Origin of the sequence: Stutzerimonas stutzeri, from assembly GCF_024448895.1 — a bacterium.
GTDB lineage: Bacteria > Pseudomonadota > Gammaproteobacteria > Pseudomonadales > Pseudomonadaceae > Stutzerimonas > Stutzerimonas stutzeri_Q.
Genome location: NZ_JAMOIC010000006.1, coordinates 265,009 through 291,534, shown reverse-complemented (window position 1 = coordinate 291,534; position 26,526 = coordinate 265,009). Strand labels below are relative to the sequence as shown.

30 protein-coding genes and 1 pseudogene are annotated in these 26,526 nt (G+C 58.7%); 22 read left to right on the top strand and 9 right to left on the bottom strand.

The genetic code is table 11. The features are described from left to right. Positions 1 to 54: 54 nt before the first annotated feature. Positions 55 to 972: a 50S ribosomal protein L3 N(5)-glutamine methyltransferase gene (gene prmB, locus NA619_RS10130; protein WP_336605453.1), complete on the top strand. Its 918-nt coding sequence runs from the start codon at positions 55 to 57 to the stop codon at positions 970 to 972. Between the two features lie 38 nt (positions 973 to 1,010). On the opposite strand, the gene NA619_RS10125 is transcribed toward prmB, so the two are convergent. Next, the gene (locus tag NA619_RS10125; RefSeq protein WP_255961724.1) at positions 1,011 to 1,799 is read right to left on the bottom strand and encodes a hypothetical protein; all 789 of its coding nucleotides are present in this window, start codon (positions 1,797 to 1,799) and stop codon (positions 1,011 to 1,013) included. Between the two features lie 67 nt (positions 1,800 to 1,866). Beyond that, the gene (locus NA619_RS10120) at positions 1,867 to 2,832 is read right to left on the bottom strand and encodes an alpha/beta hydrolase (RefSeq protein ID WP_255961723.1); all 966 of its coding nucleotides are present in this window, start codon (positions 2,830 to 2,832) and stop codon (positions 1,867 to 1,869) included. 155 nt (positions 2,833 to 2,987) lie between these two features. Between NA619_RS10120 and aroC the strand changes: the two genes are divergently transcribed. From aroC to NA619_RS25210, 9 genes and pseudogenes are all read left to right on the top strand, one after another. Next, on the top strand, positions 2,988 to 4,079 hold the full coding sequence (gene aroC, locus NA619_RS10115; RefSeq protein WP_255961722.1) for a chorismate synthase: 1,092 nt from the start codon (positions 2,988 to 2,990) through the stop codon (positions 4,077 to 4,079). Positions 4,080 to 4,138: 59 nt separating this feature from the next. Beyond that, positions 4,139 to 5,290, top strand: coding sequence for an MFS transporter (locus NA619_RS10110; protein WP_255961721.1), 1,152 nt, complete (start codon positions 4,139 to 4,141; stop codon positions 5,288 to 5,290). Beyond that, positions 5,287 to 5,907: a methylthioribulose 1-phosphate dehydratase gene (locus NA619_RS10105; RefSeq protein ID WP_255961720.1), complete on the top strand. Its 621-nt coding sequence runs from the start codon at positions 5,287 to 5,289 to the stop codon at positions 5,905 to 5,907. The genes NA619_RS10110 and NA619_RS10105 overlap by 4 nt, the downstream gene beginning before the upstream one ends. An 81-nt stretch (positions 5,908 to 5,988) precedes the next feature. After that, entirely contained in the window at positions 5,989 to 6,534 is a 546-nt protein-coding gene (locus NA619_RS10100) for a 1,2-dihydroxy-3-keto-5-methylthiopentene dioxygenase (RefSeq protein ID WP_255961719.1), read from the top strand. 2 nt (positions 6,535 to 6,536) lie between these two features. Continuing rightward, positions 6,537 to 7,220 (top strand): acireductone synthase, encoded by a 684-nt coding sequence (gene mtnC, locus NA619_RS10095; RefSeq protein WP_255961718.1) that lies wholly within the window; start codon positions 6,537 to 6,539, stop codon positions 7,218 to 7,220. A gap of 72 nt (positions 7,221 to 7,292) precedes the next feature. Next, on the top strand, positions 7,293 to 7,502 hold the full coding sequence (locus NA619_RS10090; protein WP_255961717.1) for a PLD nuclease N-terminal domain-containing protein: 210 nt from the start codon (positions 7,293 to 7,295) through the stop codon (positions 7,500 to 7,502). A gap of 21 nt (positions 7,503 to 7,523) precedes the next feature. After that, a complete protein-coding gene (locus NA619_RS10085; RefSeq protein WP_423836819.1) occupies positions 7,524 to 7,697 on the top strand; it encodes a PLDc N-terminal domain-containing protein in 174 nt (57 codons plus the stop codon). A gap of 103 nt (positions 7,698 to 7,800) precedes the next feature. Then, positions 7,801 to 7,995, top strand: a pseudogene (locus NA619_RS25215) (histidine phosphatase family protein); the annotation flags it as partial. Beyond that, positions 7,996 to 8,253 carry a hypothetical protein gene (locus NA619_RS25210; protein WP_423836821.1) on the top strand — a complete coding sequence of 86 codons (258 nt, stop codon included), beginning with the start codon at positions 7,996 to 7,998 and terminating at the stop codon, positions 8,251 to 8,253. On the opposite strand, the gene NA619_RS10075 is transcribed toward NA619_RS25210, so the two are convergent. Next, positions 8,210 to 9,154, bottom strand: a complete 945-nt coding sequence (locus NA619_RS10075; RefSeq protein WP_255961714.1) for a DNA-3-methyladenine glycosylase family protein — start codon at positions 9,152 to 9,154, stop codon at positions 8,210 to 8,212. The two genes, NA619_RS25210 and NA619_RS10075, sit on opposite strands and share 44 nt — an antisense overlap. A gap of 154 nt (positions 9,155 to 9,308) precedes the next feature. On the opposite strand from NA619_RS10075, the gene speE reads away from it, so the two are divergent. Both speE and NA619_RS10065 read left to right on the top strand, forming a co-directional pair. Beyond that, positions 9,309 to 10,169 (top strand): polyamine aminopropyltransferase, encoded by an 861-nt coding sequence (gene speE / locus NA619_RS10070; RefSeq protein WP_255961713.1) that lies wholly within the window; start codon positions 9,309 to 9,311, stop codon positions 10,167 to 10,169. 289 nt (positions 10,170 to 10,458) lie between these two features. After that, positions 10,459 to 10,800, top strand: coding sequence for a ribonuclease E inhibitor RraB (locus NA619_RS10065; protein WP_255961712.1), 342 nt, complete (start codon positions 10,459 to 10,461; stop codon positions 10,798 to 10,800). Positions 10,801 to 10,802: 2 nt separating this feature from the next. On the opposite strand, the gene NA619_RS10060 is transcribed toward NA619_RS10065, so the two are convergent. After that, positions 10,803 to 11,759 (bottom strand): LysR family transcriptional regulator, encoded by a 957-nt coding sequence (locus NA619_RS10060; RefSeq protein WP_255961711.1) that lies wholly within the window; start codon positions 11,757 to 11,759, stop codon positions 10,803 to 10,805. 104 nt (positions 11,760 to 11,863) lie between these two features. On the opposite strand from NA619_RS10060, the gene NA619_RS10055 reads away from it, so the two are divergent. Beyond that, positions 11,864 to 12,619, top strand: a complete 756-nt coding sequence (locus NA619_RS10055) for a sulfite exporter TauE/SafE family protein (protein WP_255961710.1) — start codon at positions 11,864 to 11,866, stop codon at positions 12,617 to 12,619. A 9-nt stretch (positions 12,620 to 12,628) separates the two neighbouring features. On the opposite strand, the gene NA619_RS10050 is transcribed toward NA619_RS10055, so the two are convergent. Beyond that, complete coding sequence (locus NA619_RS10050; RefSeq protein ID WP_255961709.1) at positions 12,629 to 14,023, bottom strand: MATE family efflux transporter; 1,395 nt, start codon at positions 14,021 to 14,023, stop codon at positions 12,629 to 12,631. A gap of 122 nt (positions 14,024 to 14,145) precedes the next feature. Here NA619_RS10050 and pdxB point away from each other — a divergent pair, with 122 nt between their 5' ends. The 8 genes from pdxB (at position 14,146) to NA619_RS10010 (ending at position 22,074) form a co-directional block, all read left to right on the top strand. Then, positions 14,146 to 15,291: a 4-phosphoerythronate dehydrogenase PdxB gene (pdxB, locus tag NA619_RS10045; RefSeq protein WP_255961708.1), complete on the top strand. Its 1,146-nt coding sequence runs from the start codon at positions 14,146 to 14,148 to the stop codon at positions 15,289 to 15,291. Between the two features lie 98 nt (positions 15,292 to 15,389). Further along, on the top strand, positions 15,390 to 17,477 hold the full coding sequence (gene dnaX / locus NA619_RS10040; RefSeq protein WP_255961707.1) for a DNA polymerase III subunit gamma/tau: 2,088 nt from the start codon (positions 15,390 to 15,392) through the stop codon (positions 17,475 to 17,477). 16 nt (positions 17,478 to 17,493) lie between these two features. Beyond that, positions 17,494 to 17,820 carry a YbaB/EbfC family nucleoid-associated protein gene (locus NA619_RS10035; protein WP_255961706.1) on the top strand — a complete coding sequence of 109 codons (327 nt, stop codon included), beginning with the start codon at positions 17,494 to 17,496 and terminating at the stop codon, positions 17,818 to 17,820. A gap of 142 nt (positions 17,821 to 17,962) precedes the next feature. Further along, positions 17,963 to 18,562 (top strand): recombination mediator RecR, encoded by a 600-nt coding sequence (gene recR, locus NA619_RS10030; RefSeq protein ID WP_255961705.1) that lies wholly within the window; start codon positions 17,963 to 17,965, stop codon positions 18,560 to 18,562. Positions 18,563 to 18,747: 185 nt separating this feature from the next. Beyond that, complete coding sequence (locus tag NA619_RS10025) at positions 18,748 to 19,737, top strand: ABC transporter substrate-binding protein (RefSeq protein WP_255961704.1); 990 nt, start codon at positions 18,748 to 18,750, stop codon at positions 19,735 to 19,737. Positions 19,738 to 19,834: 97 nt separating this feature from the next. After that, positions 19,835 to 20,578, top strand: a complete 744-nt coding sequence (locus tag NA619_RS10020) for an ABC transporter ATP-binding protein (RefSeq protein ID WP_255961703.1) — start codon at positions 19,835 to 19,837, stop codon at positions 20,576 to 20,578. Then, positions 20,578 to 21,351, top strand: a complete 774-nt coding sequence (locus NA619_RS10015) for an ABC transporter permease (protein WP_255961702.1) — start codon at positions 20,578 to 20,580, stop codon at positions 21,349 to 21,351. The genes NA619_RS10020 and NA619_RS10015 overlap by 1 nt, the downstream gene beginning before the upstream one ends. Positions 21,352 to 21,360: 9 nt before the next feature. Then, complete coding sequence (locus tag NA619_RS10010) at positions 21,361 to 22,074, top strand: transporter substrate-binding domain-containing protein (RefSeq protein ID WP_255961701.1); 714 nt, start codon at positions 21,361 to 21,363, stop codon at positions 22,072 to 22,074. A gap of 21 nt (positions 22,075 to 22,095) precedes the next feature. Here NA619_RS10010 and NA619_RS10005 read toward each other — a convergent pair whose 3' ends face one another. The 4 genes from NA619_RS10005 to hemN all read right to left on the bottom strand — a co-directional run bounded on the left by NA619_RS10005 (position 22,096) and on the right by hemN (position 25,491). Beyond that, entirely contained in the window at positions 22,096 to 22,701 is a 606-nt protein-coding gene (locus NA619_RS10005) for an SCO family protein (protein WP_255961767.1), read from the bottom strand. Between the two features lie 14 nt (positions 22,702 to 22,715). Next, positions 22,716 to 23,264, bottom strand: a complete 549-nt coding sequence (locus NA619_RS10000) for an adenine phosphoribosyltransferase (RefSeq protein ID WP_255961700.1) — start codon at positions 23,262 to 23,264, stop codon at positions 22,716 to 22,718. Positions 23,265 to 23,274: 10 nt separating this feature from the next. Next, the gene (gene fnr / locus NA619_RS09995; RefSeq protein WP_255961699.1) at positions 23,275 to 24,009 is read right to left on the bottom strand and encodes a fumarate/nitrate reduction transcriptional regulator Fnr; all 735 of its coding nucleotides are present in this window, start codon (positions 24,007 to 24,009) and stop codon (positions 23,275 to 23,277) included. A gap of 99 nt (positions 24,010 to 24,108) precedes the next feature. Beyond that, positions 24,109 to 25,491 carry an oxygen-independent coproporphyrinogen III oxidase gene (hemN, locus tag NA619_RS09990; RefSeq protein WP_255961698.1) on the bottom strand — a complete coding sequence of 461 codons (1,383 nt, stop codon included), beginning with the start codon at positions 25,489 to 25,491 and terminating at the stop codon, positions 24,109 to 24,111. A 200-nt stretch (positions 25,492 to 25,691) separates the two neighbouring features. On the opposite strand from hemN, the gene nadE reads away from it, so the two are divergent. After that, positions 25,692 to 26,519 carry an ammonia-dependent NAD(+) synthetase gene (gene nadE, locus NA619_RS09985; RefSeq protein WP_255961697.1) on the top strand — a complete coding sequence of 276 codons (828 nt, stop codon included), beginning with the start codon at positions 25,692 to 25,694 and terminating at the stop codon, positions 26,517 to 26,519. Positions 26,520 to 26,526: the final 7 nt, after the last annotated feature.

The following is a 26,526-nucleotide window of genomic DNA, read 5'->3' as shown; positions in this document are numbered from 1 at the left end:
AAACCCATACGACCTTCGGCTAAACTCTCGGGTTTTTGACAGGAGATGCCGCCCGTGACCGCTTCGCCTTCCAATCTGCGTACCTTGCGTGATCACATTCGCTGGGCTGTGAGCCGCTTTCATGCCGAGCAGCTGTTCTTTGGTCACGGTACGGACAATGCCTGGGACGAGGCGCGACAGCTGGTATTAGGCGCGCTGCACCTCCCCTGGGAAATGGCCGACAGCTATCTTGATTGCCGCCTCGAAGATGACGAGCGCGAGCATCTACAAGGCCTGCTGCTGCGGCGTATCGAGCAGCGGGTGCCGACTGCGTATCTACTTGGGCAAGCCTGGTTCTGCGGGCTTCCCTTCATCGTCGATGAGCGAGTGCTGATTCCTCGTTCGCCGATCGGCCAATTGATTGAGCGTCGTTTCGAACATTGGCTGGCAAATGAACCCACGCGAATTCTCGATCTCTGCACCGGCTCCGGCTGCATAGGTATTGCCTGTGCGTATGAATTTCTGGAGGCCGAGGTGGTGCTGGCCGATCTGTCTTTTGAAGCGTTGGAGGTGGCCAATCGGAACATCGAGCAACACGGATTGGAGGAGCGGGTGTTTACGGTGCAGAGCGATGGCTTCGATGGGTTACCCAAGCAACGTTTCGATCTGATCGTCTCGAACCCCCCCTACGTAGACGCCGAAGACTTCGCCGATATGCCCGATGAGTATCACCATGAGCCAGCACTTGGACTTGCCTGTGGCGACGATGGGCTTGATCTGGTGCGGCGGATGCTGGCCGAGGCAGCCGATCACCTCACCGAGGAAGGCACCCTGGTGGTCGAGGTCGGTAACAGTCAGGTACACGTAGAAGCCCTGTATCCAGAGGTAGATTTCACTTGGCTGGAGTTCAACGAAGGCGGGCACGGCGTATTTCTGCTCGCTGCCAGCCAATGCCGGGATCATCAGGCGCTGTTCCGCGAGCGGCTCCGCTGATTAGTCCGGCATCGCCGAGATGGCCCATGAGCGCGCGCTTAGCGGGTGGCGATCCAGATGAGCAGGCCGGCCTGAAAAAGTGAGAAGACGATAAGGCAGGCGACGGTGAACCTCAGGGTGCCATCCTCCCGACGAACCTTGTTCAGCCGTTCCTGGATATCGCGAATCTTGTTTTCCTGCTCGAGCAGGGTGCGGTCAGCCTGTTCGAGCATTGCGGCGGCATGGGTCAGCTCCAGAATTTGCACTTTTTCGCTATTCCAGTCCGGCCGCAGGGAGCTGACGCGGGCGGCACCATAGGTAGCCTTGAGTTGTTGAGCCTCTGGGTAGAGAACGTCGAAACCCTGACTCTGGAGGCAGTGGTCCCGGCGCAAGCGCATGTCGTCGCTCGTGATGTCCTTGGCGGATAAGGCGCCGCCCTCGACCAGATAATGTGCCCAGCGCTTCTGAGCCCAGAGCGCGCCCTGCGCCAACAGAAAGCGGCCAATCCCACGGTTTGCAGGTTCGATGTGCAATCCGGTGTCCGGACCGAAGCGCAGCTCCTTGGCTCGATGGTCGGCCCATATTTCCAGCATGTTGTGCTTCTTGCTCAAAATCTGACCAGGCAGGCGTACGAACAGCTTCATGAGGCTCAGCTGTGGTGTATGCCGTTCAACCAGGCCCAGCTCGACGAACCGCAGCGGGCGTTGTCCGGAGTCTCGGTCAGTGGGCAAAGGAGCCAGGCGCAGCAACCGAAAACGATCCGGGGCAAGCTCGGCCCAAGGATGCGGTTGCGGTACAGCGGACGCTGGGGCCTCGCTTTCGTCGGGAGTAGTTGAGCTGTCGGTCATATCCGAATCCATGAGCCTGGCCGGGAAGTCAATGCGGCAGGCATGGAGCGTATCGGCGCGAAAATGCCTAACTGGAGGCCGCCACCAGGCCATTTTTTTGCAGGAATCGACTAATCCGTTCCGCGAGTTCATGAGCGATAGGCAATTCGGGCTGGCTATAGCTGGCCGTCTGCCTGTCTGGATGCTCCGGGGTGATTCGCAGAACGTGGTTCATTCCGCCGATCACTGCCAGTTCGGCATCCGCCCTGGCCCGTTGCAGGCGTTCGGCGTCCTTGCGCTCAACCTGAATGTCATGCGTGCCTTGAACGATGAGTGCAGGCGCCGTGGTGTTGGCGAACGCTTCGGCGGGGTCATGTTGGAACAAGGAAATCAGATAGGGCTGCACGCTGGGACGAAACAATACCTGCAGTTTTTCCGGTACTTGCTCATGTGGTCTTCCAGCTTTGAGTTCGTCGAGTAGATAGAACGCTGTGGCGAGCAATGCGGGCGGCAAACGCCCTTGAAGCTGTTCGCGCAGCAACTGATCGATTGCACGCCCGCTGCCGGCAATACTGATCAATGCCGCGGGTTGTACAGCCGGAGCGGCCAGGCTGGCGATCAGCGCGCCCTCGCTGTGGCCGATGAGTAATACATTGGAAAAGCGCTCGTCCGCTTTCAGCTTGAGTGCCCATGCTTCGGCGTCTGCTACGTAGGCCTCCACTGAAAGCTTACTTTCATCTGGCGCCACGGGCTGGCTCTGCCCGATTCCACGCTTGTCGTAACGCAGACTGGCAATGCCTCGCCTTGCCAGTGCTTGCGCCAGTCGCTTCAGGCTGTCGTTGCGGCCCATGGGATTGTTGCCGTTACGGTCGGTTGGCCCTGATCCAGCGATCAGAAGCGCGACCGGGATGGGGTTGTCCACTTTTGGCAGCAACAGGCTGCCATGTAGAACGCCGTCAGCTACCTGCAGGGTCATCGCCTGGTTGAGGAGCGTTTGGGCATTTGCGAGGGGAGTAAACATGGCAAGCGATATGAGCAGTAAGAAAAGACGCATGAGCAGACAACAACCAGAGGCGAAGCGGGTTGGATAGGTGACAAGCCGGTTGGTTCGCCGGTTGGGCAGTATGCGCCGCCATTGCAAGCAGTGAAACCGGTGGCGGCTCGGGTATACTTCCGCCCCCTGTTTAGGTCGATCGCGGAGCGCCCTGCATGTCCGGCAATACATTCGGCAAGCTGTTCACCGTCACCACAGCTGGTGAAAGCCATGGCCCGGCGCTGGTCGCCATCGTCGACGGATGCCCGCCGGGCCTGGAGTTGTCCACAGCGGATCTTCAGCGCGATCTCGATCGACGCAAGCCCGGTACCAGCCGGCACACTACCCAGCGCCAGGAACCAGACGAGGTCGAGATCCTCTCCGGAGTCTTCGAGGGCCGCACCACTGGGTGCCCGATTGGGCTGTTGATCCGCAATACCGATCAGAAATCCAAGGATTACTCGGCCATAAAGGATCAGTTTCGTCCCGCGCACGCTGATTACAGCTATCACCATAAATATGGGCTGCGGGACTATCGTGGTGGCGGGCGCAGTTCAGCGCGTGAGACCGCCATGCGCGTTGCCGCGGGCGCCATTGCCAAGAAGTATCTGGCAACGCTTGGCATCCAGATTCGCGGCTACATGAGCCAGTTGGGCCCGATCGAAATACCGTTCAAGACCTGGGATAGCGTGGATCAGAACGCCTTCTTCAGTGCCGACCCCGAGAAGGTGCCCGAGCTGGAAGCCTACATGGACCAGCTGCGCCGGGATCAGGATTCGGTCGGTGCGAAGATCACCGTCGTTGCCGATGGTGTGCCGCCCGGTCTTGGCGAACCTATTTTCGATCGGCTCGATGCGGATCTTGCTCACGCGCTGATGAGCATCAACGCGGTCAAGGGCGTGGAGGTCGGTGCCGGTTTCGCCAGCGTTGCTCAGCGCGGAACGGAACACCGCGACGAGATGACACCAGGCGGCTTCCTTTCGAACAACGCCGGTGGTGTATTGGGCGGGATCTCGTCCGGCCAGCCCATCATCGCGCACCTGGCGCTGAAGCCTACTTCCAGCATCACCACACCCGGCCGCTCTATTGACGTGGATGGCAATCCGGTGGATGTCATTACCAAAGGGCGCCACGATCCCTGCGTCGGCATACGTGCAACCCCAATCGCTGAAGCCATGATGGCCGTTGTATTGCTGGACCATCTGTTACGCCACCGCGGCCAGAATGCCGATGTGTTGGTAGGTACGCCTGTGCTGGGTCAGATCTGAGTCCGTTGCCGGAGTCCTGACGCTCGGTACAGCGACACTTCCGGCATTGGCTTTTGCTTATGGCTGCCTTGATTCCCTACTGGCGTCTGTCCGGTTTCTATTTCTTCTACTTTGCGCTGCTGGGTTCGGCGGCGCCGTTTCTTGGCCTTTATTTCGCGCATCTTGGCTTCAGCACTGAGCGCATCGGTGAACTCGTCGCGATTCCAATGCTGATGCGCTGTCTGGCCCCTAATCTATGGGGCTGGTTGGGCGACACTACAGGCCGTCGCCTGGCGATTGTCCGGCTCGGCGCGCTCTGTACCCTGGTCTCGTTCAGCCTGATCTTTCACAGCAAGAGCTATGCCTGGCTCGCCCTGGTCATGGCGTTGCATGCGTTCTTCTGGCATGCGGTTCTGCCGCAATTCGAGGTCATCACGCTGGCTCACCTGCGCGATCAGGCATCCCGCTATAGTCAGATCCGTCTTTGGGGCAGCATCGGTTTCATCGTCGCCGTTGTTGGGCTGGGCGCACTGTTCGCGCATCTGAGTCTGGACATCTATCCGGTCGCGGTCATGGTGGTGATGCTTGGCATTGTCGTCAGTAGCATCTGGGTGCCCAATGCCGTACCAGCGGAACGGCCGGAGCTTGAGGCGCAGGGCGGTTTCCTGCGCCAACTCAGCCGGCCGGGTGTGCTGGCATTCTTCATTTGTGTGGGGCTGATGCAGGTCAGCCATGGCCCTTACTACACCTTCTTCACGATTCATCTCGAAGCCCTCGGCTATGGCCGGGGCACCATCGGCCTGCTTTGGGCGCTGGGTGTCGTAGCTGAAATTCTCATCTTTCTGGTAATGGCTGCGCTGCTGGCACGGTTCTCGTTGCGCCAGGTACTGGCCGCTAGTTTCCTGCTGGCTGCACTGCGCTGGTTGCTACTGGGTACGCTCGCCGATCATTTGGGCGTCCTGCTGCTCGCGCAACTGATGCACGCTGCCACGTTCGGCAGTTTTCATGCGGCAGCCATTCATTTCGTCCAGCGCAGCTTCGGGCCTAGACAACAAGGTCAGGGGCAAGCGCTCTATGCAACGCTGGCAGGCGTCGGCGGAGCATTGGGGGCGCTTTACTCCGGTTACAGCTGGGCCGGGCTTGGCCCGTTGTGGACCTTTGCCATCGCCAGCCTGGCGGCGCTGGCTGCGGCCGTTATCATTGCCATCTCAAAGCAGGAGACCGTGGTATGACAGCCATTCGTGAAAATCTGGCGCAGGCCATCATCCAGGCGGGGCAGTTTCTTTACGCTCGAGGCTGGTCGCCAGCGACCAGCAGCAATTATTCGGCGCGGCTGACAAGCGCCGAGGTGCTGCTGACGGTTTCCGGCAAGCACAAGGGCCAACTCGCCGTGGAGGACCTGCTGGCCGTCGATATGAAAGGCCGTAGCCTGGAGGCCCGTAAAAGGCCTTCGGCAGAGACTTTGCTGCACACCCAGCTTTACCGCTGGAAGCCTGAGATCGGCGCGGTACTGCACACGCACTCGGTCAATGCGACGGTGCTTTCACGTATCAGCCTTGGTGAGTCGCTGGTATTTGCCGACTATGAGCTGCAGAAAGCCTTCACTGGTGTGGCAACACATGAATCTCAGGTATTGGTTCCGATCTTCGAGAACGATCAGAACATCGAACGCCTCGCCGCGCGCGTGCAACCCTGGCTGGACGATCATCCTGACTGCGTCGGTTACCTGATCCGCGGGCACGGTCTATATACCTGGGGCCCGTGTATGCACGATGCCCTGCGTCAGATCGAGGCATTCGAGTTTCTGTTCGACTGCGAATTGAAGATGCGCATGCTACGGCGCGGCTGACTGGTGCCATTTTCAGCGCAGCCGCGAGCTTTTTTCATTGATGACAAGACCGGACCGCAATTCCGGCAGGAGACGATCAGCATGAGCATTCTCAGCGTATATCAGGACAGTGCTCCGGAGCAGCCGCTTAAAGTCCTCACCCATCTCGAAGACATTGCCGCGACGCTGGCGGATGTCGGGGTGCATCTCGAACGGTGGGAGGCCAGTGCGCCCATCGGGGCGGGTGCAAGCCAAGAGGAAGTAATTGCTGCCTATCGTCCGCAAATCGAGCGGCTGAAAAATGAACGCGGCTATGTGACTGTCGACGTCATCAGCCTGACCAGCGACCATCCGCAGAAAGCCGAACTGCGTGCCAAGTTTCTCGAGGAGCACCAGCATGCCGAAGACGAAGTTCGCTTCTTTGTTGCCGGCCGCGGCCTGTTCACGCTGCACATCGAGGACAAGGTGTATGCCGTGCTCTGTGAGAAGAACGATCTGATTTCGGTGCCTGCCGGCACCCGGCATTGGTTCGACATGGGCGAACACCCGCACTTCGTCGCGATTCGCCTGTTCAACAACCCGGAAGGCTGGGTCGCGCAGTTCACCGGTGAAGACATCGCCGGACGTTTTCCACGGCTGGAGGATTGATCATGCCGATCAAGGCCATTCTGACGGACATTGAAGGTACAACCAGCGCTGTGAGTTTCGTCTTCGACGTGCTCTTCCCCTATGCGCGCGAGCATCTGCCCGGATTCGTGCGGACACACGCTCAGGAGCCCGCTGTGCTGGCGCAGCTCGATGCGGTACGGGCTGATAGCGGCGAGCCGGACGCGAATATCGAACGCGTCATCGAGATACTGCTCGAATGGATCGCTGCTGACCGCAAGGCAACACCCCTGAAAGCGTTGCAGGGAATGGTATGGGCCGAAGGCTATCGCGCAGGGCAGCTTAAAGGGCATGTCTATCCGGATGCCGTGCTGGCGCTGCGCCGTTGGCATGAGCAAGGTTATGGGCTTTACGTCTATTCATCGGGGTCGGTGCAGGCGCAAAAGCTGATTTTCGGCTGTGCCGAGGTGGGCGATTTGACGCCGCTCTTTTCCGGTTACTTCGATACCGGCTGTGGGCCTAAACGCGAGAGCCAATCCTATAGGCAGATAGCCGAATCGATCCGGCTGCGACCAGAGCAGGTCCTCTTTCTTTCGGATGTTGTCGAGGAGCTGGATGCCGCCCGACAAGCGGGAATGCTTACCTATGGCCTGGTGCGCGCTGGTGGGCAACTGGGCGATCACGAAGTTGCTCCCAGCTTCGAAACAATCGACCCGGGTCGGTACTGACGAAATACCCACTGAACCCTCAAACCGGGCAGGCATCCTAATTACGAACACACCGTAATTTGGAGTCTTGTCATGACCGATGCCTTTGGCGGTATTTTTGGCCTGCTGATCCTCGCACTGGATATATGGGCCATCGTCAGCGTGTTACGCAGCGATAGTACAACCGGGAAGAAGGCGATGTGGGTGTTGCTGATCGTCATTCTGCCGGTGGTTGGGCTGATCATCTGGGGCATCATGGGCCCGCGTGGAAATCGTCCCGATGAGCGTAATCTGAGGCCCTGAGTCGTGGAGGCCTGGAGCACCGTGCTGGCATTGATCGTCCTGGTGGCTGATATCGTTGCGATCATTCAGGTCTGTCGCAGTCGGATCGAGGCTGGGCGGAAGATCATCTGGAGCCTCGTCATCGTACTGGTGCCTGTAGTCGGGCTGATCATGTGGTTCCTGGCTGCAGGGCGTAACGCCAAGGTCAGGCTATAGCGTGCCGTTAGCAGCGATCTTCGCACTGTTGCTGTGCTCGAACATTGCGGCGGCCAGCGACGAATGGTGGGCTGAAATCCGAGATGGTCGAGCGGCTCTCCTCATGCGTCACGCTTCCGCACCTGGAATCGGTGATCCTGCAGGATTCGTACTGGGAGATTGTGCAACGCAACGTAATCTCGACGGCCATGGTCGTGGCCAGGCGAAGCGTTGGGGTGAGCTGCTGCGAAATAACGGTATAAACCAGCCGAAGGTGTACAGCAGCCGCTGGTGCAGGGCGCTGGAGACTGCAGAACGAATGCGTTTTGCCGATGAGGTGGAACCGTTACCCCTGCTGGATTCGTTTTTTGTGCGTCAGAATCAGAAAGACACGCAGACCGAACAGCTGGCAGAGTTTCTCAACTCGTTGTCTGCCCAATCTCCAATAATTCTCGTCACCCATCAGGTAAATGTCACTGCGCTGACCGGGGTGTTCCCGCGATCCGGTGAAGCGCTGGTCCTTGCGCTGCCGATCAAGGGTTCCCCGAAAGTGATTGGGCGGATCCCGCCGCCTTGACCTTTCCTCCCACTGGGGAGGCCGCGTCACTATAGTTCTGCCAGATATGAACTGCGGCGTAGGCTCGCCAAGGGCGCCAGGCCTCTGACCGGTTCAGTAGCGCTCGGGCGCTAATCCCCTCACTGCCCCACATTGGAGCCTTAAGTAACCCGAGATCCGCGACGGGAAACGCATCGGGTTCGCCAAAGCCGCGTAATGCAATGTATTGCGCTGTCCACGGCCCGATACCTGGAAGCTCGCACAGCCGCCGGGCCAGTTGGTCCACGCCATCTTTGATAACCAGCTCAAGCGCTCCGCCGGCTACCGCGGCGGCCAGTCGTTGGAGTGTCGCGACCCGCTTGCCGGGCATTCCGATATTTTCGAGTTCGGATGCGGCGATGGCCTCCGCGCTTGGGAACAGCTTGAGCAACCCTTGCGGCTGCGTTTCAGGCGCGCAGATCAATTCATCACCCAGCCGTTCAACCAACCTGCCGGTGATGGTCACGGCAGCCTTGACGGAAACCTGCTGCCCGACAATGGCGCGCACAGCCTGCTCGAAGGGATCGAAGGCGCTGGGTAAACGAAGCCCTGGGTTTGCCGCGACCAGCGGGCCTAAATGCGGGTCGGTCGCGAAATGACGGGCCAGTTCGCTCGGGTCGGTATCGAGATCGAACATCTTGCGAACGCGCGTCGAGAGGGCAGGCAGATGTGCGCTCATTGAATTGCTCACGTTCAGCTCAAGGGCATGCTGGCCGGGCGCAGGCCGGACGCTGAGCCATCCAACATTTCCGCCGAATCGTACGCTGCGAACGTAACGTTCAAGCTCGAGGACCTCGACGCCAGGGAGCAGGCGCAACGCGAAATGCTGATAGAACTGCATCCAGTTCCAGGGCGGGCTATAGGGTAGATGGACGATGGTCATGCGTCGAAGATAGCGTTCAGTGATAGGGCTGTCTTCACCTGACGCGCTTTGGAACGGCGCGGTTCCACCTGTCATGAGACCAAAGTAGAATGCGCCTCTTTGCCATCGGGGGTAGCGCGCTCCCCCGTTATGCCATCCATCTGGGAGATACCCCATGAGCGACTATCAGGAAACTCTCTACGAGGGATACGGCCAGCGATTCTCGGTCGACAAGATGCTTCACGAAGTACGCACCGAGCATCAGCACCTGGTTATCTTCGAAAACGCTCGCATGGGGCGCGTCATGGCGCTTGACGGTGTCATACAGACCACCGAAGCGGACGAGTTCATCTATCACGAGATGCTTACTCACGTTCCGATTCTTTCACACGGTCTGGCGCGGCGCGTGTTGATCATCGGCGGTGGTGATGGCGGCATGCTGCGTGAGGTGACCAAGCATCGCGATGTCGAAAGCATCACCATGGTCGAGATCGATGGCACCGTGGTCGAGATGTGCAAGGAGTTCCTGCCGGAGCACTCCAAGGGTGCCTTCAACGATCCGCGGTTAAATCTGGTTATCGATGACGGCATGCGCTTCGTAGCGACTACCGAAGAAAAATTCGACGTGATCATTTCCGACTCCACTGACCCCATCGGTCCTGGCGAGGTGTTGTTCTCCGAGAATTTCTATCAGGCGTGCCGTCGCTGCCTCAATGATGGCGGCATCCTGGTCACGCAGAATGGCACGCCGTTCATGCAGCTAGCCGAGGTTCAGACCACTGCAAAGCGAATGAACGGGCTGTTCCCGGATTGGCATTTCTACCAGGCCGCAGTGCCGACCTACATCGGCGGTGCGATGACCTTTGCATGGGGCGCCTGCGATTCGGACAGTCGCAAGCTATCGCTGGAGACGCTCTGTCAGCGCTTTGCCGGCAGTGGAATCGTTACGCGTTACTACAATCCTCATGTTCATCTAGGGGCGTTCGCTCTTCCGCAGTACGTGCTTCAGGCCATCAACAAGCCCAGCAACGACTGATCTCGGTCTTTTCTCATTCATACCGCTCTTGATCGATCCGACTGTATGGCAGCCGGATCGATATCTCTGCTCGGTTGTCCATTGCAGTAGCGATGCAGAGGCCGTATGTTCGAAGGGCGGTTGAGTCGGGCAAGCCATGCTGCCGTGTGCATCCGATAGCTATAGATCGGCCGTTCGGGCACTTCGCTTATACACGTCAAATCACGCCGGACTCCTGCCGGCACCTGCGCTGTACTAGAGGTTTTTCCATTCCTGAAATTGTCATCCATGAGTGCGAGGAGGTTGTTTTATGAGTACCACCTTCCATGAGGATGTAAGCAGCAATGTGCTTTTGCGGATGAAAGAGGGCGGTTTCGATTTCGCTCGCGTTCATCCAATCGAGTTCTACGCTGTGTTTCCTGACCGCGAACGAGCAATCGCCGTGGCCAGTAATTTTCGCGGCGAATGCGTCAATACTCAGATTTCTCCCCGCGATGATGGCGCCTGGGACCTCCAGGTCAGCAAAGTAATGTACGCAACCTTTGATGGCATCGGCGATTTCGAGCAGGACCTCGAAGATCTTGTCGAACCGCTTGGCGGAGTGCTCGATGGCTGGGGTGTCACCCAGGAGCTCTCCGGCTGTTCCGTCTGATATCAACCCAGACCGAGGCCGCTTTGCAGCGCCTGGTCCCATCGTGGGACCGGGCCGAAGCGATTTTTCAGGAATTCCAGCAATAGCCGGCTGCGCGAGTCGGTTTCCCTTGTAAGGCGCAAAGCGTATATGCCGCTGGGCTCCGGTGGTGGCAATCCGTGCTCGCAGAACAGTGGCTGCAGCTCGCCGCGCAGCAAATATTCGCTGATCAGCCATGTGGGAAGGTGCGCAATCCCCAAGCCGTTAAGGGCTCCGCTCAGCAGTGCTTCGGCATTGTTTGCCACCATCCGCAAGCGCCGCGGCTTGAACAGAATATGTTTACCTTCATGCCCGAAGCGCCACGCATGCGGCGGCGAAAGTCCATCCCAGTCGAGGCCGTCGTGGTCTGGCAGTTCTGACGGGACTTGCGGTATCCCTCGCAGTTGCAGGTAGCCGGGGCTGGCACAGGCGATGCGCGTAAGGGGCGCCAACGGCGTTGCGACCAGGCGCGTATCGGCAAGTGGGCCAATGCGCAGGCTCAGGTCAACCTTGCCCAGGTGGTCCCCTTGCAGATCGATAAAGCTGTCGATCAGCCGGAGCTGGATATCGACGCCTGGGTACGCCTGAAGAAAGTCGGCCAGCGCGGGCGCCAGATGACGGCGACCAAAGGGTGCCGGAGCGTCAATGCGTATGTGGCCTGCCGGAATGCTCTGAGAGGCTGAGAGTTCAGCGCGCGCGAACTGCATTTCCTGAACGATACGTCGCGCTCGATCGGCAAAAGCGCGTCCGGCAGACGTCGGTTTGACGGCATGCGTACTGCGACTGACGAGCTGACAGCCAAGTGATGCTTCCAGCGCGTCGATACGCCTCGCGATAGCAGAGGGCGTTAATCCATGCAGTCGAGCTGCTGCAGAGAAGCTGCCGTTTTCAAGAACGTCGAGATATAGCTTCAGTTGCTCGGTGAGCGCATCAGACTTCATGAAGGTCGTCGTTTTGCCAATAGTGCACAAGCATTGTGCGTGGCTTTGCGTTTCGCGGCCAGACCGGCATCGCTAGGATCGTCCTTTTGAGCTGGTGACAGTAAATGGATTTGTTAGTGATTGGGCTGAATGTCGTGCTGGGAATGGTGCTTGGAACCCTCGGAGGGCTGTTCGGCATCGGCGGGGGCCTCATCGCAATCCCGGTCGTCGGCGTGCTCTTCGGTTTGGACCAACAGGTAGCGCAAGGCACGGCCCTGGTGATGGTCGTCCCCAACGTGCTTCTGGCGATCTGGCGCTACCACCAGCGCAACCGTATCGAGTTTCGACACGCATTGGCGCTGGGCGTGACCAGCTTCTGCTTTGCCATTGCCGGTGCTGCTTTCGCGGTTTCGTTGGACCCCGGCCGCATGCGCATCGCCTTCGTTGGATTCCTCCTGGCGTTGGCTGCCTACACGTTGCTGCGGGTATTTCTGCGAACACAGGTGGGCAGCACTCAACTTCGCTATCCCTGGCCGTGGCTGAGTGCGTTGGGAGCTGGTGCCGGGGTCCTCGGTGGGCTGTTCGGCGTGGGCGGAGCAGTGATTGCCACGCCGATTCTCACCGGCGTTTTCGGGGCGTCTCAAGTAGTAGCTCAGGGCCTCTCACTGTCACTGGCGGCACCGAGCACGGCGGTAACGCTGTTCACCTATGCCAGTCATGGCCAGGTCAACTGGGCACTAGGCCTGCCACTAGCGGCAGGCGGGCTGCTCAGCATCAGCCTGGGTGTGAAGCTGGCGCACGCCTTGCCGGAGAGAGTCCTGCGCGCGCTTTTCAGCTTGTTTCTGGTGCTCAGTGCGGTCTTGCTCGGGATGGAGGTATGAAGAGCGATGTCAGCGATGCGAAGCCGTCACGGCGGCTTGCTGGCGTATCGCACGGCGCGCACTTCGTGCCAGGCGAATGCTAAGCAGAATGGCTGCGCAGCTGAGGCCCGCAATCAGCCCCTGCCACAATCCTGCTGGACCGGTGGGCTCACCAAGCTTGTCGGTCAGACCGAGCGCGTAGCCGACCGGCAGGCCGATTCCCCAGTAGGCGAACAAGGTGAATATCATGGTCATGCGAGTGTCCTGATACCCTCGCAGCGCGCCGGCTGCCGTGACCTGCACAACGTCGGAAAACTGGAACAGCGCAGCGTAGAAGAACAGACTGGCGGCGACGGCGATCACTGCTGAATCGGTGGTATAGATCCGGGGAATCTGCTCACTGAACAGCAGCATGGCGCCAGCGGAAAAGCAGGCGTACACCAGGCTCGAAATGATCCCCACGCCTGCAGCGAAGCGTGCATCGCGCGGCGTACCGCGTCCCAGTGCCTGGCCGATTCGGATGGTGATGGCCATTCCCAGCGACAACGGGATCATGAAAATCAGTGAGGTGAAATTCAGCGCGATCTGGTGGCCCGCCACAACGGTCGCACCCAGGCCGCCAATCAACAGCGCGATGACCGAGAAAATGCTGGCCTCGGCGAACACCGCCACACCGATAGGCACGCCAACCGAAAGCAGGTGGCTCAGTACTGACCAGTCCGGCCAGTCGAAACGGGCGAACAGCAGGCTTGGCTGGTAATAGGCGGCACGGCGTACCCAGAACAGCATCGCCAGCAGCATGAAACCCATGACCAGTGCAGTGGCCCAGCCGCAGCCGACACCGCCCATGGCTGGAAGGCCCAGCTTGCCGTAGATGAATATGTAGTTGAGCGGGATATTCAGCATCAGCGCGAGAATCCCGACGACCATGCTCGGCCGGGTGTGGCCAAGCCCATCGCTGTAGCAGCGCAGGACCTGATACAACGCAACCGCCGGGAATCCGCATGCAACTGCACGCAGGTAAGCCATCGTCGGCTCGATCAGGGCCGGTTCGACATTCATCAGGTGCAGCACCGGTTCGGCATTCCACATCAACACAGCGAACAGCGTCCCCACACCAAGCCCCATCCACAGTGCCTGACGTACCAACGGCCCGATCTGGTCGTGCTGGTCTCGGCCGAAGCGCTGAGCGACGTTGGGGGTGGTCGCCAGAATGATGCCGGTGACCAGCAGAAACACCGGCACCCAGATCGAGTTGCCGAGGGCGACTGCCGCGAGGTCGTGTGGGCTGACCCGGCCCGCCATCAAGGTATCCACGAAGCCCATGGTGGTATTCGCTAACTGGGCGATCATCATCGGCAGGGCGAGGGAGAAGAGGGTACGCAGTTCAATGCGCACCCGTCTGAGTCTGAGCTCAGTGGGCATTACGTGTTATCCAGATTGTATACAGGAGCGGCCTAGTCTACGCCGCGCGAGGTGCAATCGGGAAGGCAGCAGAGCTGCGCGACGCGGTCTAGAATGGGCTAGCTAATGACGGAGCTATGCTGATGCGCATCCTTGCCGATGAAAACATTCCACTGGTCGACGCTTTTTTCTCAGAACATGGGGAGATTCGCCGCATGCCTGGACGACAGATAAACAAGGCCGCGCTTGAGGATGTCGAGGTCCTGCTGGTGCGCTCAGTGACCCGTGTTGATCGTGAGTTGCTCGAAGGCAGCTCGGTGCGCTTCGTCGGCACCTGCACGATCGGAACCGATCATCTCGATCTCGATTATTTCGACGAGGCTGGAATTAGCTGGGCAAGCGCGCCTGGCTGCAATGCACGCGGCGTGGTCGATTACGTGCTTGGCAGTCTGCTGGCGCTGGCCGAAGGCGAAGGCGTCGAGCTTAAGCGTCGCCGTTATGGTGTGATTGGCGCAGGGGAGGTAGGTGGCCGGCTGGTAGAGGTGCTGCGGGGATTGGGCTGGGATGTCCGAGTCTGCGATCCGCTGCGCCAGGCGAGCGAACTGGGCGAATTCGTTGATCTGGACGAGATCATGCGGGAATGCGACGTCATCAGTTTGCACACACCTTTGACGCTGGACGGCGAGCACTCGACCTTCCATTTGCTGAATGCCAATCGACTGGAAAAGCTTCGTCCCGGGGCATGGCTGATCAATGCTGCCCGCGGTGCGGTCGTAGATAATTTGGCGCTACGTGATCAGCTGGCGCGTCGCACGGACATTCAGGCAGTGCTCGACGTCTGGGAAGGGGAGCCACAAGTGGATGTTTCGCTGGCTGAACTGTGCTGGATCGCGACGCCGCACATCGCCGGTTACAGCCTGGACGGTAAGTTGCGCGGCACGGCGCAGATCTATCAGGCGTTCTGCGCCAGCAAGGGGCTGGAGCCGAAGGTGGAACTGGCTGAGTTGATGCCCGCGGCACCGCTTCGTGGCCTGTCTTTTGATGCATCGATCGAGCCTGAGGATTTACTCGCGACTATCTGCCGAGCCGTCTACGACCCACGTCGGGATGACGCCGCGTTTCGTCGAAGCCTGAGCGCTGACGGGGATCAACGTCGCGTGGAATTCGACCAGCTTCGCAAGCACTACCCGCAGCGTCGGGAAGTGGACGGCGTGCAGATTGAGTTCAGCTCCGTCGCGCCTGAGCTTGAGCGAGTAGTCCGAGCGTTGGGTGCACGGTTGAAATCCTGACACCTTGTTGACGCGAGAAGGGCGAACACAGGCCGGATGCAATTTGTGGCCTGCTCCGCTAGCATTACCCGTCCTCTGCTTTATCCCGCGATGGTGTTATGAGTTATCAGGTACTAGCCCGTAAATGGCGTCCGCGCTCGTTCCGCGAAATGGTCGGGCAGACGCATGTGCTCAAGGCCCTGATTAACGCATTGGACAGCCAGCGCCTGCACCACGCTTATCTGTTCACCGGTACGCGCGGAGTCGGCAAGACCACCATCGCGCGGATTATCGCCAAATGCCTCAACTGCGAAACCGGCATCAGCTCTACGCCTTGTGGCGAATGTTCAGTCTGCCGAGAAATCGATGAAGGTCGTTTCGTCGACCTTATCGAAGTCGACGCCGCGAGCCGTACCAAGGTCGAGGATACGCGCGAACTGCTGGACAACGTTCAGTACGCTCCCAGCCGTGGGCGATACAAGGTCTATCTGATCGACGAAGTGCATATGCTCTCGTCGCATTCTTTCAATGCGCTGCTCAAGACGCTCGAAGAGCCGCCTCCGCACGTCAAATTTCTGTTGGCAACAACGGACCCGCAGAAGCTGCCGGTAACCATTCTTTCGCGCTGCCTGCAGTTCTCATTGAAAAACATGCCGCCCGAGCGCGTGGTCGAACACCTCACCCATGTGCTCGGCGTCGAGCAGGTGCCATTCGAGGAGGATGCCCTCTGGCTGCTGGGTCGCGCCGCCGATGGATCCATGCGCGACGCCATGAGCCTGACCGATCAGGCCATAGCCTTCGGGGAAGGCAAGGTCCTCGCGGCTGATGTCCGGAGCATGCTCGGTACACTCGATCACGGGCAGGTTTACGGTGTGCTGCAGGCGCTGCTGGAAGGTGATGCGAAAGCGTTGCTCGAAGCAGTACGTCACCTCTCTGAGCAGGGCCCCGACTGGGGCGGTGTGCTGGCAGAAATGCTCAATGTGCTGCACCGCGTTGCGGTGGCTCAGGCATTGCCGGACGCGGTGGATAACGGGCAGGGCGATCGAGACAGAGTCCTCGCGCTGGCGCAGGCATTGCCCGCCGAAGACGTGCAGTTCTACTACCAGATGGGCCTGATCGGTCGACGTGATCTGCCTTTGGCACCCGATCCTCGCAGCGGCTTCGAAATGGTCTTGCTGCGTATGCTTGCATTTCGTCCCGCTAGCAGTGACGACGCGCCGCGAACACCGCTAAAGACCTTGGGAATCAGTTCGGCCACAACTGATTCCAAAACGAATGAAGTGGCCGGCACGGCACATTCAGAGGCCGCTCCGGTCCCAGCTTCGACAGCTTCGACAGCTTCGACAGCTTCGACAGCTTCGACAGCTTCGACAGCTCCGACAGCTCCGACAGCAACACAGCCATCGGAACCGACGCTCTCGGATACAAACCTTGTCATGGCTGCCCAGCTGGTACCTGCCTCGACCTCGGTACCCTCAGGCTTGAAGAAAGCGCCAAGTTCGGAAGCAGTGGCCCCGGCCGGGGCGGACCGAGAGCTACCAGTTGTCGATGTGCCCTGGAATGAGCCGCCGGCAATTCCCCCGGTAGCGGTCGAGACCGAAGCGGTTGAGCAGTTCACCACGCCGGCTGACTCACCCGAGCATCATGCGACCGTCATCGAGGTGAATGAGCCTGATGATGACGAGCCGCCGTTGACCGACGAAGATTACTTCGAGGTGGAAACCCAGGCCGAAGCCTTCATGGACGGCCTTGACGACGTGGCTGAGCAGGCAAAGGCCCCTGAGCCTTCCCCAGCAATCGAGCCGGCGACCGGACTGGCAGCCGAGTGGCTGGAGATCTTTCTGAAGCTTGGTCTCGGTGGTTTAACCGGTAGCATCGCGGCCAACTGCACATTGATCTCGGTGGATGGAGATCGCTGGCTGATGCATCTCGATCCCGCACAAAGTGCCTTGTTCAATGCTACCCAGCACCGTCGTTTGAATGACGCACTGAATCAATATCACGGCCGCACGATCAATCTGGACATCGAGTTACAGACGCCGCGACAGGAAACACCTGCGCAGGCTGCCGCGCGCCGACGCGGTGAGCGGCAGCGCGCGGCGGAGCAATCGATTCAATCGGACCCCGTGGTGCAACAACTGATGCAACAGTTTGCCGCCGTCATTCGTGACGGCACTATCGAACCCGTAGAACATTCCGAACCCTGATCCGAGGAAAATCCCCATGATGAAAGGTGGCATGGCAGGCCTGATGAAGCAGGCTCAGCAGATGCAGGAAAAAATGCAGAAGATGCAGGAAGAGCTGGCCAACGCAGAGGTGAGCGGCCAGTCCGGCGCTGGATTGGTTAGCGTCGTCATGAACGGCCGGCACGACGTCAAGCGTGTCAGTCTCGACGACAGCCTGATGCAGGAAGACAAGGAAATCCTCGAGGATCTGATCGCCGCCGCGGTGAATGACGCTGTGCGAAAAATCGAGCTGAACAGCAAGGAGAAAATGTCTGGCATGACTGACGGCATGCAACTGCCGCCCGGTTTCAAGATGCCTTTCTGACCACTCACGAGCGCCGTTCTGGCGCCCGTACTAATCACCCCGAACCTTAGCTTCCGCTCTGGCGGAATCAGCTAGAAGGTTCGGGGCGAACCCGATACCGATCATCTGCCAAACTTCCGCTTCGTCCCCCACCGGTGAGCCCATGTCCTTCAGTCCGCTTATTCGTCAGCTCATAGACGCGCTACGTATTCTTCCCGGCGTGGGGCAGAAGTCTGCCCAGCGCATGGCGCTGCAAATGCTCGAGCGTGATCGCAGTGGCGGCCTTCGTTTAGCGCAGGCACTTTCCCGTGCTATGGAAGAGGTGGGTTACTGCCGGCAGTGTCGAACCTTGAGCGAAGACGATCTCTGCCCGCAGTGCGCCGACCCACGGCGGGATGATGCGCTGCTATGCATCGTTCAAAGCCCCGTGGACGTGTTTGCAGTAGAGCAGACAGGCTTTCGCGGTCGCTACTTCGTCCTTAAAGGCCATCTCTCTCCGCTTGATGGTCTGGGCCCCGAGGCCATAGGTATTCCCGAACTGCTGGTACGGGTAGCGGAGGGAAGCTTTAGCGAGGCCATACTCGCCACCAATCCCACCGTTGAAGGTGAGGCGACGGCGCACTACATTGCTCAGCTGCTGATCCCCAAAGGCCTGACGCTAAGCCGTATAGCACACGGCGTACCGCTAGGCGGGGAGCTCGATCTCGTGGACGGTGGCACACTCGCCCATGCGTTGGCCGGGCGAAACACAATCACTTTGTAGGCTGACGTATCCGACTGCCCACTCAACCCTTATAACCATGAGTTCGCGGTTTATGGCAGCAAGGTAGTGCCGATCACTCATCACTTCGTGTAAAGTTCTAAGCCAGAATACGCTTATATCTATATGGAACAATAACCTTTGATTCCGTTATAAGCGAAGCGCTGCCTACGAATCCGAGGTCGATGATGAAAGCTAAACACTGGCTAATTCCCGCACTGGTGCTAATGAGCGCATTTGCTCAGGCCCAGGAGAAGTTCAAAGTCGGATACATCCGTGTAATGGATGATGCTCAGGCAATGGTTGCCCACGAGGGCGGGTTTTATAAAAAGCACGGCCTTGAAGTAGAACTCGTGGAATTCAGCTCTGGTACCGACCTTATCAAGGCCATCATTGGCGGTCAGCTGGATACAGGCGTGCTTGGTTTTACCAACGCAGTTGCCTGGGCGTCCAAGGGTGCCGACCTCAAGGTCGTTGGAGGCGCCCAGCAGGGCTATCACTCCATCGTCGCGCGTGAAGGCACCGGCATCGAGAAGATCGAGGACCTCAAGGGCAAGATCCTCGCCTCGCAGAAGGAGGGCAGCACCGCCGACGCCGTGCTGCGCGGCGTTACGCTCAAGGCGGCTGGCTTGACCCCCAGCGACGTGAACATCATGGGAACCAGCCCAGCCGTTGCTGTTCAATCGCTGGTGTCGGGTCGTACTGATGCAGCTTTCCTCTTTGAGCCTTATGACCGAATTGCTCAGCTCGTAGCGCCTGTTAAGCAGGTTTATGAGATTGGTGAGGTCTGGCCCTTCCCATGCATGGTTGTGATTACTTCCGGCGACACCCTGGAAAAGCGTAAAGAGGCTGTCTGGAAGTCGCTCGATGCCCAGCGTGAAGCCATCGAAATGCTGGAAAGCCAGCCAGCTGAAGCAGCGAAGCTCATCGCCAACTACTTCATTGCAGAACCAACGTTAAAGACCCTCAATCGCGGTGATCTGCCTCGTGAAGTGGTCATCGAAGAAGCCATCGCCACTCAAACGTTCAGCTCCAAGCTTGGCAGCGACGACGTAGCCCGTATCCAGGAATTGGCCGACATTCTTCAGGAGCTTGGATCGCTGAAGACTCGTGACGGCAAGCCGTTCGATACGAGCGGGATTCTCGATCTGTCCTGGCAGCAGGCGCGCGAACTCTGAAGCGAGCGTCGGATTGCTCCATCAACTGCCCGGCCTAGCGCCGGGCAGTGTCATTCAGCCCCGCAGTCGGGCAAATACTTGAGGTCTTCAACGCGCTATGCAGCTCAGGTTTGAAGAAGTAGACAAACGCTTTGGGCAGCTGGAGGTCATCAAGGGCTTCAGCGGTGAGTTCGCCCAGGGCGAACTAGTGGCCCTGGTTGGACCTTCTGGATGTGGCAAATCAACGTTGCTGCATCTGGTGGCCGGACTTGAGGACCCCACGTCAGGCCGGGTCCTCGCCGATGGCAAAAAAATTCCCGGACCAAGTCCGCGGCGAACCCTGGTTTTCCAGGAGCATGCCCTCTATCCATGGCTTTCATTGCAGGGCAACGTCGCAATGGCGCTGGAGCTTCAAGGTGTGGCCAAGGGCGATGCTTTTGAGCAGGCCAAGGCCTGGCTTGCCCGGGTCAGCCTGGACGGCTTCGAGCATTACTATCCGCATCAGGTGTCCGGTGGCATGCGCCAGCGTACCGCGCTGGCCCGGGCCTTCATTGCCAAGCCTGAAGTCCTGTTGCTGGATGAACCGTTCGGCGCGTTGGACGCACTGACTCGTATGGCGCTTCAGGATGTTCTGCGCGAGCTGATCGACGAGCATCAGCCGACCGTTCTGCTGGTCACCCACGATGTTGACGAGGCGCTCTATCTGGCTGACCACGTGCTGGTATTCAGTGCCCGACCCGCGAAGGTGCTTAAAACCTTCAACTTCACTCATTGTGAAAAAAGCCACGACCTTTCTGAATTTGCTGCAGAGCGGCGCGAGATTCTGCGGTTGCTGGGCATCAAGACGGAGGTAGGCCACTGATGAGTCAGGGACGTCGTCTTACCGGTCCGAAAAAATACCTGGCCGTGGTATTGGCCATCCTGTTCATCCTGCTGATCTGGCAAATTGCGGCATGGAGTCTTCCAGCGTTCCTGATGCCCGGTATTCCTGTCGTGTTCGAGCGTCTGTTCGCCAACGTGCAGGAGCCCGTGTTCCGAGAGGGGCTGTACGGCAGCATGAGTCGATTGGGCAGTGGTTACAGCTTTGCACTGTTGTTTGGCATCGGTTTCGGGTTACTCGGGGGGGTGTTGTTTTTCTTCCGCGAGATCCTGCGCTCGGCCATCGTGATTTTGCAGTCGATCCCATCGATTGCCTGGGTGCCTTTGTTTCTGATCGTGATGGGCTTCGGTAACCTGCCGATTATCGTCGTGGTGGCGCTCGCTGCCTTTTTCCCAATGGCGCTGTCGGTGATGAATGCCACCGAAAGTGTCCAGCCAGTGCACGTTGCGGCTGCTCGGGTAATGGGTGCTTCGCGTTGGCAGTTATTGCGTCGCGTCTATCTTCCCGCCGTGATGCCTGAACTCATAACCGGTGCGCAGTTGGCTTTTGGTAACGCCTGGCGGGCGCTGATTTCCGCCGAGATGCTCATTGGTTTCGGCCAGGGGTTGGGGCGCTCATTAGCCTATTCGGGCGAGATCGCCGATATGGCCGGGGTCATGATGAATATATTGGTCATTGCGATTCTCGCGACATTGATCGATCAAGTCGTCCTGGAAAAATTCAAGCAAAGGATGCTGCGTTACCAGTACGTCTGAGGAAGTACCGTGACCAATCGTCTGCTCCAACTGATGATAATGCTGGCCGTTCCGGTTTCGGCCAGCACGTTCGCGGCTACGCTCGAGGCGGTTTCTGAAGGGGCTTATCGACCCCTCAAGGCAGCTGATGCCGAAGCTGTAGAGGAGGGCTTCGAGGCTGCATGGCTTTCGACACTAGGCGAACAGGCAGGCCGCCCTATCATCCTTGGTAAGGACCCAAGCCAAGCCGATATCCATTTCGGTGCGATTGACTCCGGCGTCGCCTATTACTCCAGCCACATCTCTGCCCTGACTGCCGCCTCCTCTGGTCCGGCGCGATGGGAAGACCTTTCACGACAACCCTTTTGTGTGACAGATGGCAGTCCGCATGCTGACGTTGTCGAAGCGACCTATGGAGGCATAGCGCGTAGCTATCCGAGTGCCGCGCATGCGCTGATCGGACTGAAGCTTGGCGAGTGCCAGGCGGTAGTTGGTGACCAAGTCCTTTTGGAGCAGATAGCCGAGCTGCCCGAGTGGCGCCGTTACAACAGGCTGCTGCCTTCCTTGGGCGAACGGACCGTGAACCTGCGGATAAAGGCTGAAGACCCGAGGGTGCAAGAGCGGCTCGAACAAGTGGCAGCCAGCCCGCAGGCCCAGGAACGCTTAGCCAGCGTCACTCAGCAATGGATCGATGAAGTTGCATTTCAGGCCTATGTGCTGGCTGACACTCTGGATTGTCATTGAACAGACCTGACTGGCGAGCCGTCACTCAGCTTCGATAAGTTGCGGGAGTGCCTGCTTCAATCCTTCAAGCTTGAACGGTGCGCGGATGTGCCCACGTAAGGTGCCATCCGGGCCGATGATGGCCAGGTTGCCGCTATGACTGACGCTGTAATTTCCGGTCGTATCTTGTGCGGGAACGAAGGGAAGGCCCAGAGCCTTCGAGAGTTTTTGCAACTGCTCCATTTCGCCTGTTAGCCCCTTGAATCCTGCTCGGTAATAACTCAAATAGGTCCGCAGGGCTTCTGGCGTGTCGCGCTTCGGATCGGCGCTGATAAGAATCAGCTGAAGCTGACTGCCAACATCGGCTGGCAGTTTCGCCAGGAGCTGACGCATATCGCTCAGGGTCGTAGGGCAGACATCAGGGCAGGCGGTGAAGCCAAAGAACAACAGGTGCCAACGATCCTTAAGGGAATCCGTCGTGACCGTTTGCCCCTGTTCATTCACCAATTTCAGACTCGGTAGTCCACGCTCCCGAGGCAGCAGCAGGATGTTCGCATCATCGAGCAGTGCGTTGCGATCAAGCGCCAGCGCTCCTGTGCAGAGCGCTAAAAGGCCGAGCGCCAATGCGTAGCGAATGGCGGTCTTCAGCTGGCTGCGCACGCCTAGCGCTCGTTCAGCTCGAAGGCGGTGAGGGTGAAAGTGGGGATTCCCATATCTTGAAGCTTGCGCGATCCACCCAGTTCAGGGAGATCGATGATTGCAGCTGCTTCGTGTATCTGTGCGCCCATCCGGCGAACCAGCTGAGCAGCGGCAACCAGCGTGCCGCCGGTGGCTATCAGATCGTCGAGCAGAAGTACCGAATCACCTTCGCAGAGGCTGTCGGCGTGCACCTCAAGGAAGGCTTCGCCGTATTCGGTGGTGTAGGAGGCGGCTAGGACGTCGGCGGGTAGCTTGCCCTTCTTACGGAACAGGATCAGTGGTCTGTTCAGTTCATAGGCAATGATCGACCCGATGATAAAGCCACGAGCATCCAGAGCACCTACGTGGCTGAAGTCGCTTTCAACATAGCGCTGGATCAGGCTGTCGGCGACCATCCGCAGCGCCTTGGGCGACTGCAGGAGTGGCGTGATATCGCGGAACACTACGCCTGGCTTCGGGAAGTCAGGGACGGGGCGGATTAGCGTCTTGATCGAGAATTCATCGAAAATCATGTCGGCTCCATCAGGCGTCCATGTTTCCGCCCGCAAGGGCGCACAAACGGATCGAATCCAGAATTCGAACTTCCTTGCCTTCGGCTTCAAGCAGGCCACTGGCTTGGCAACGAGTGAATACCCGCGAAACCGTCTCGACGGCGAGGCCGAGATAGTTGCCTATTTCATTACGTGACATGGGCAGCCGGAACTGGTTGGCGGAAAAGCCGCGTGCGCTGAATCGAGCTGAAAGGTTAACGAGAAAGGTCGCGATACGTTCGTCAGCTGTTTTTTTCGACAGGAGCATCATCATCTGCTGATCGTCACGGATCTCTCGGCTCATGATGCGCATCAACTGGCGGCGCAGTTGTGGCAGAAGCACGCTGAGTTCATCGAGACGGTCAAAAGGAATTTCGCACACTGATGTGGTTTCGAGGGCTTGCGCCGATACCGGATAGGTCTCGGTATCCATCCCGGATAGTCCGACCAGCTCACTGGGCAGGTGGAAGCCGGTTATCTGTTCTTCACCTGAATCAGTGACGCTGAATGTGCGCAACGCCCCTGAGCGGATGGCGAATACGGAACTGAATGTGTCGCCTTGACGGAAAAGCGTTTCACCTTTCTTCAGCGGACGCCCGCGCTTGACGATATCGTCCAGCGCTTTCATGTCCTGCATGTTCAGGGAAAGCGGCAGGCACAGGCCAGAAAGACTGCAATCCTTGCAGTTGGCTTGCGGCTGCTTGCGCACCTTGATTGACTCGGACATTGGCAGACCCTGAGAAACCCTACGAAGTGTGCAAGGGTAACTCACGCAGGTGCTCAAGGCCAATCGTCACAGGGGTCGCAGGGGCTTTGTGAAGGCGCTCTAAATCGCACGAGACAACTGCGCGCAGTGGCGGGGCGGCAGGTGCTGTTCGAACTGCATGCATACCCTATGCGCCAGCAGCCGGCCGGCTGATCGAATCGAGATTGCGTCCTCCCTGAGCGATATCAGTCCATCGGCGTCCATTTCTTGTAGAGACGGCCAGATATCCTTGAAATATGCGCTGAAGCGAATTCCAAAGATGCTTTCGATATCGTCGAAACGAAGCTCGAAATTACAGATCAACGACTGAATCACGCGCTGGCGAATCTGATCGTCTTCATTGCAGCGGAGCCCGCGTACGGTAGCCAGCTGGCGTTGGTCCAGCGCCTGCTGATAGAGAGTGATGTCGCTGTTGTTCTGGCAGTAGAGATCGCCGATGTGGCTGACGGCCGATACGCCCAGGCCGATAAGATCGCAGTGGCCATGGGTCGTGTAGCCCTGATAGTTGCGATGAAGTGTGCCGTCTTCCTGCGCCATGGCGAGTTCATCGTCCGGTAGCGCGAACTGGCCCATGCCGATATATCGGTAGCCGGCACAGGTCAGTAATTCCACGCTGTGTTTCAGCATGACCAGTTTGTCCGGCGGTGTTGGAAGCTCGGTTGCGTTTATTCGCCGCTGCGCCATATGCCGCTCGGGTAGGTGTGCATAGCTGGACACCGATACGCGATCCGGCTGGAGGGCGATTATGGCGTCTACCGTGCGCGCGAATCCTTCGGCGGTCTGTCTCGGCAAACCATAGGCCAGTTCGACATGTATCGAGCGGAACTGCAGGGTTCTGGCGGCTTCGATAACCGTCTGGGTCTGTTCGAGGGTCTGCACTCTGTTGATGGCACGTTGCACGTCAGGATCAAGGTCCTGCAGTCCGATGCTGATGCCGTTGAAGCCCAGCTCGCGCAATAACCCGACCGTTGGCCAGTCAGCTTCCCGCGGATCGATGGCGACGCTGAAGTCGGCATGGTCATCATCCTGCAAATTGAAGTGCTGACGAATATGAGCCATCAGTCTACGCAGTTCGGCATGGCTGAGAAAAGTCGGCGTCCCCCCACCAAAATGCAGTTGCTCGACAAACTGGTCCGACCCTAGATGGCAGGCCACCAGCTCGATTTCCTTCTCCAGTCTCTCCAGATACGGCAGCGCGCGCCCTCGGTCGTTGGTGATGACCTTGTTGCGGTTACATTGGTAGCAAACGTCCGCGCAGAAAGGCAGGTGTATATATAGAGAAAGCGCTCGGCCTTCCTGGCGACTGCTGCGCAGTGCATGCAGAAAATCGAATGAGCTCAGGTGGCCATCTAACTGAAGAGGCGTCGGATAGCAGATATTGCGCGGCCCATCCTGATCGTAACGATGAATCAGGTCGGCATCCCAGCGAATGGCGTCGAGCATCTTACGGTCTCGGTTTGACTGCGGTAGCAGGATTCTAGGTCCCGCGCAGACGCGTAGACTTGACCTGTATCAAGCGAGTCCTGACCCGCGCACGCGCGCCGAGACCGACGGTACGTAGGTGGAGATTTATCTGCTGAATTATGGTCGGATTAGCAAGTCAGGGTCTTTAACCGTATCGCTCAATCGCATAGGAGAAACTCATGCATAGCCGTCAGCAAGAGATCGCTGCTGCACTCAACGTATGTCCCCCTTTCGAAGGGCCGGCTGCCGTTCAGGCTGAAATAGATCGTCGCGTCGCGTTCATCCAGTCCTGTCTGCGCGAGTCAGGTTTGAAGACGTTGGTGCTTGGAATCAGCGGCGGTGTCGATTCAACCACTGCCGGCCTGCTCGCTCAGCGTGCGGTCGAGGGTATGCGCGCAGGAGGAGAGGGCGATGACTATCGATTCATTGCCGTCCGGCTGCCCTATCAGGTTCAGCACGACGAGGACGAAGCGCAGCTTGCGGTCGATACCATAAAGCCAGACGAATGCCATACGGTGAATATTGGTGCGGCCGTTCAAGGGCTGTCGCGGGCAACCGAGGCGCTTGATGAACTGACGCCCGAAAAGCGCGATTTTGTTCTGGGCAATACCAAAGCGCGGATGCGCATGGTGGCGCAGTACACCATTGCCAATGCACGGCAAGGGCTGGTGATCGGTACTGACCACGCAGCCGAAGCGGTAATGGGTTTCTTCACTAAGTTTGGCGACGGCGCCTGCGACCTGACGCCCTTGGCAGGATTGGTCAAATACCAGGTGCGCGAGCTCGCGGCTGCGTTAGGAGCGCCTGAGCAGTTGGTCAAGAAGGTGCCGACTGCCGATCTTGAGGAGTTGTCGCCCGGCAAGCCAGATGAGGATGCGCACGGCGTGAGCTATAAGCACATTGATGAATTCCTACAGGGACGCGCCGTACCTGACGAGGCAGCGCAGATCATCGTCGATACCTATGACAAATCCGCACACAAGCGTCAGTTGCCCAAAGAGCCTTGAGGTAGGG

Bases quoted from the DNA above. Each gene is read 5' to 3' on its own strand.
- NA619_RS10125 (WP_255961724.1), bottom strand. From the start codon at position 1,799: ATGACCGACAGCTCAACTACTCCCGACGAAAGCGAGGCCCCAGCGTCC.
- NA619_RS10120 (WP_255961723.1), bottom strand. From the start codon at position 2,832: ATGCGTCTTTTCTTACTGCTCATATCGCTTGCCATGTTTACTCCCCTC.
- aroC (WP_255961722.1), top strand. From the start codon at position 2,988: ATGTCCGGCAATACATTCGGCAAGCTGTTCACCGTCACCACAGCTGGT.
- NA619_RS10110 (WP_255961721.1), top strand. From the start codon at position 4,139: ATGGCTGCCTTGATTCCCTACTGGCGTCTGTCCGGTTTCTATTTCTTC.
- NA619_RS10105 (WP_255961720.1), top strand. From the start codon at position 5,287: ATGACAGCCATTCGTGAAAATCTGGCGCAGGCCATCATCCAGGCGGGG.
- NA619_RS10100 (WP_255961719.1), top strand. From the start codon at position 5,989: ATGAGCATTCTCAGCGTATATCAGGACAGTGCTCCGGAGCAGCCGCTT.
- mtnC (WP_255961718.1), top strand. From the start codon at position 6,537: ATGCCGATCAAGGCCATTCTGACGGACATTGAAGGTACAACCAGCGCT.
- NA619_RS10090 (WP_255961717.1), top strand. From the start codon at position 7,293: ATGACCGATGCCTTTGGCGGTATTTTTGGCCTGCTGATCCTCGCACTG.
- NA619_RS25210 (WP_423836821.1), top strand. From the start codon at position 7,996: ATGCGTTTTGCCGATGAGGTGGAACCGTTACCCCTGCTGGATTCGTTT.
- NA619_RS10075 (WP_255961714.1), bottom strand. From the start codon at position 9,154: ATGACCATCGTCCATCTACCCTATAGCCCGCCCTGGAACTGGATGCAG.
- speE (WP_255961713.1), top strand. From the start codon at position 9,309: ATGAGCGACTATCAGGAAACTCTCTACGAGGGATACGGCCAGCGATTC.
- NA619_RS10065 (WP_255961712.1), top strand. From the start codon at position 10,459: ATGAGTACCACCTTCCATGAGGATGTAAGCAGCAATGTGCTTTTGCGG.
- NA619_RS10060 (WP_255961711.1), bottom strand. From the start codon at position 11,759: ATGAAGTCTGATGCGCTCACCGAGCAACTGAAGCTATATCTCGACGTT.
- NA619_RS10055 (WP_255961710.1), top strand. From the start codon at position 11,864: ATGGATTTGTTAGTGATTGGGCTGAATGTCGTGCTGGGAATGGTGCTT.
- NA619_RS10050 (WP_255961709.1), bottom strand. From the start codon at position 14,023: ATGCCCACTGAGCTCAGACTCAGACGGGTGCGCATTGAACTGCGTACC.
- pdxB (WP_255961708.1), top strand. From the start codon at position 14,146: ATGCGCATCCTTGCCGATGAAAACATTCCACTGGTCGACGCTTTTTTC.
- dnaX (WP_255961707.1), top strand. From the start codon at position 15,390: ATGAGTTATCAGGTACTAGCCCGTAAATGGCGTCCGCGCTCGTTCCGC.
- NA619_RS10035 (WP_255961706.1), top strand. From the start codon at position 17,494: ATGATGAAAGGTGGCATGGCAGGCCTGATGAAGCAGGCTCAGCAGATG.
- recR (WP_255961705.1), top strand. From the start codon at position 17,963: ATGTCCTTCAGTCCGCTTATTCGTCAGCTCATAGACGCGCTACGTATT.
- NA619_RS10025 (WP_255961704.1), top strand. From the start codon at position 18,748: ATGAAAGCTAAACACTGGCTAATTCCCGCACTGGTGCTAATGAGCGCA.
- NA619_RS10020 (WP_255961703.1), top strand. From the start codon at position 19,835: ATGCAGCTCAGGTTTGAAGAAGTAGACAAACGCTTTGGGCAGCTGGAG.
- NA619_RS10015 (WP_255961702.1), top strand. From the start codon at position 20,578: ATGAGTCAGGGACGTCGTCTTACCGGTCCGAAAAAATACCTGGCCGTG.
- NA619_RS10000 (WP_255961700.1), bottom strand. From the start codon at position 23,264: ATGATTTTCGATGAATTCTCGATCAAGACGCTAATCCGCCCCGTCCCT.
- fnr (WP_255961699.1), bottom strand. From the start codon at position 24,009: ATGTCCGAGTCAATCAAGGTGCGCAAGCAGCCGCAAGCCAACTGCAAG.
- hemN (WP_255961698.1), bottom strand. From the start codon at position 25,491: ATGCTCGACGCCATTCGCTGGGATGCCGACCTGATTCATCGTTACGAT.
- nadE (WP_255961697.1), top strand. From the start codon at position 25,692: ATGCATAGCCGTCAGCAAGAGATCGCTGCTGCACTCAACGTATGTCCC.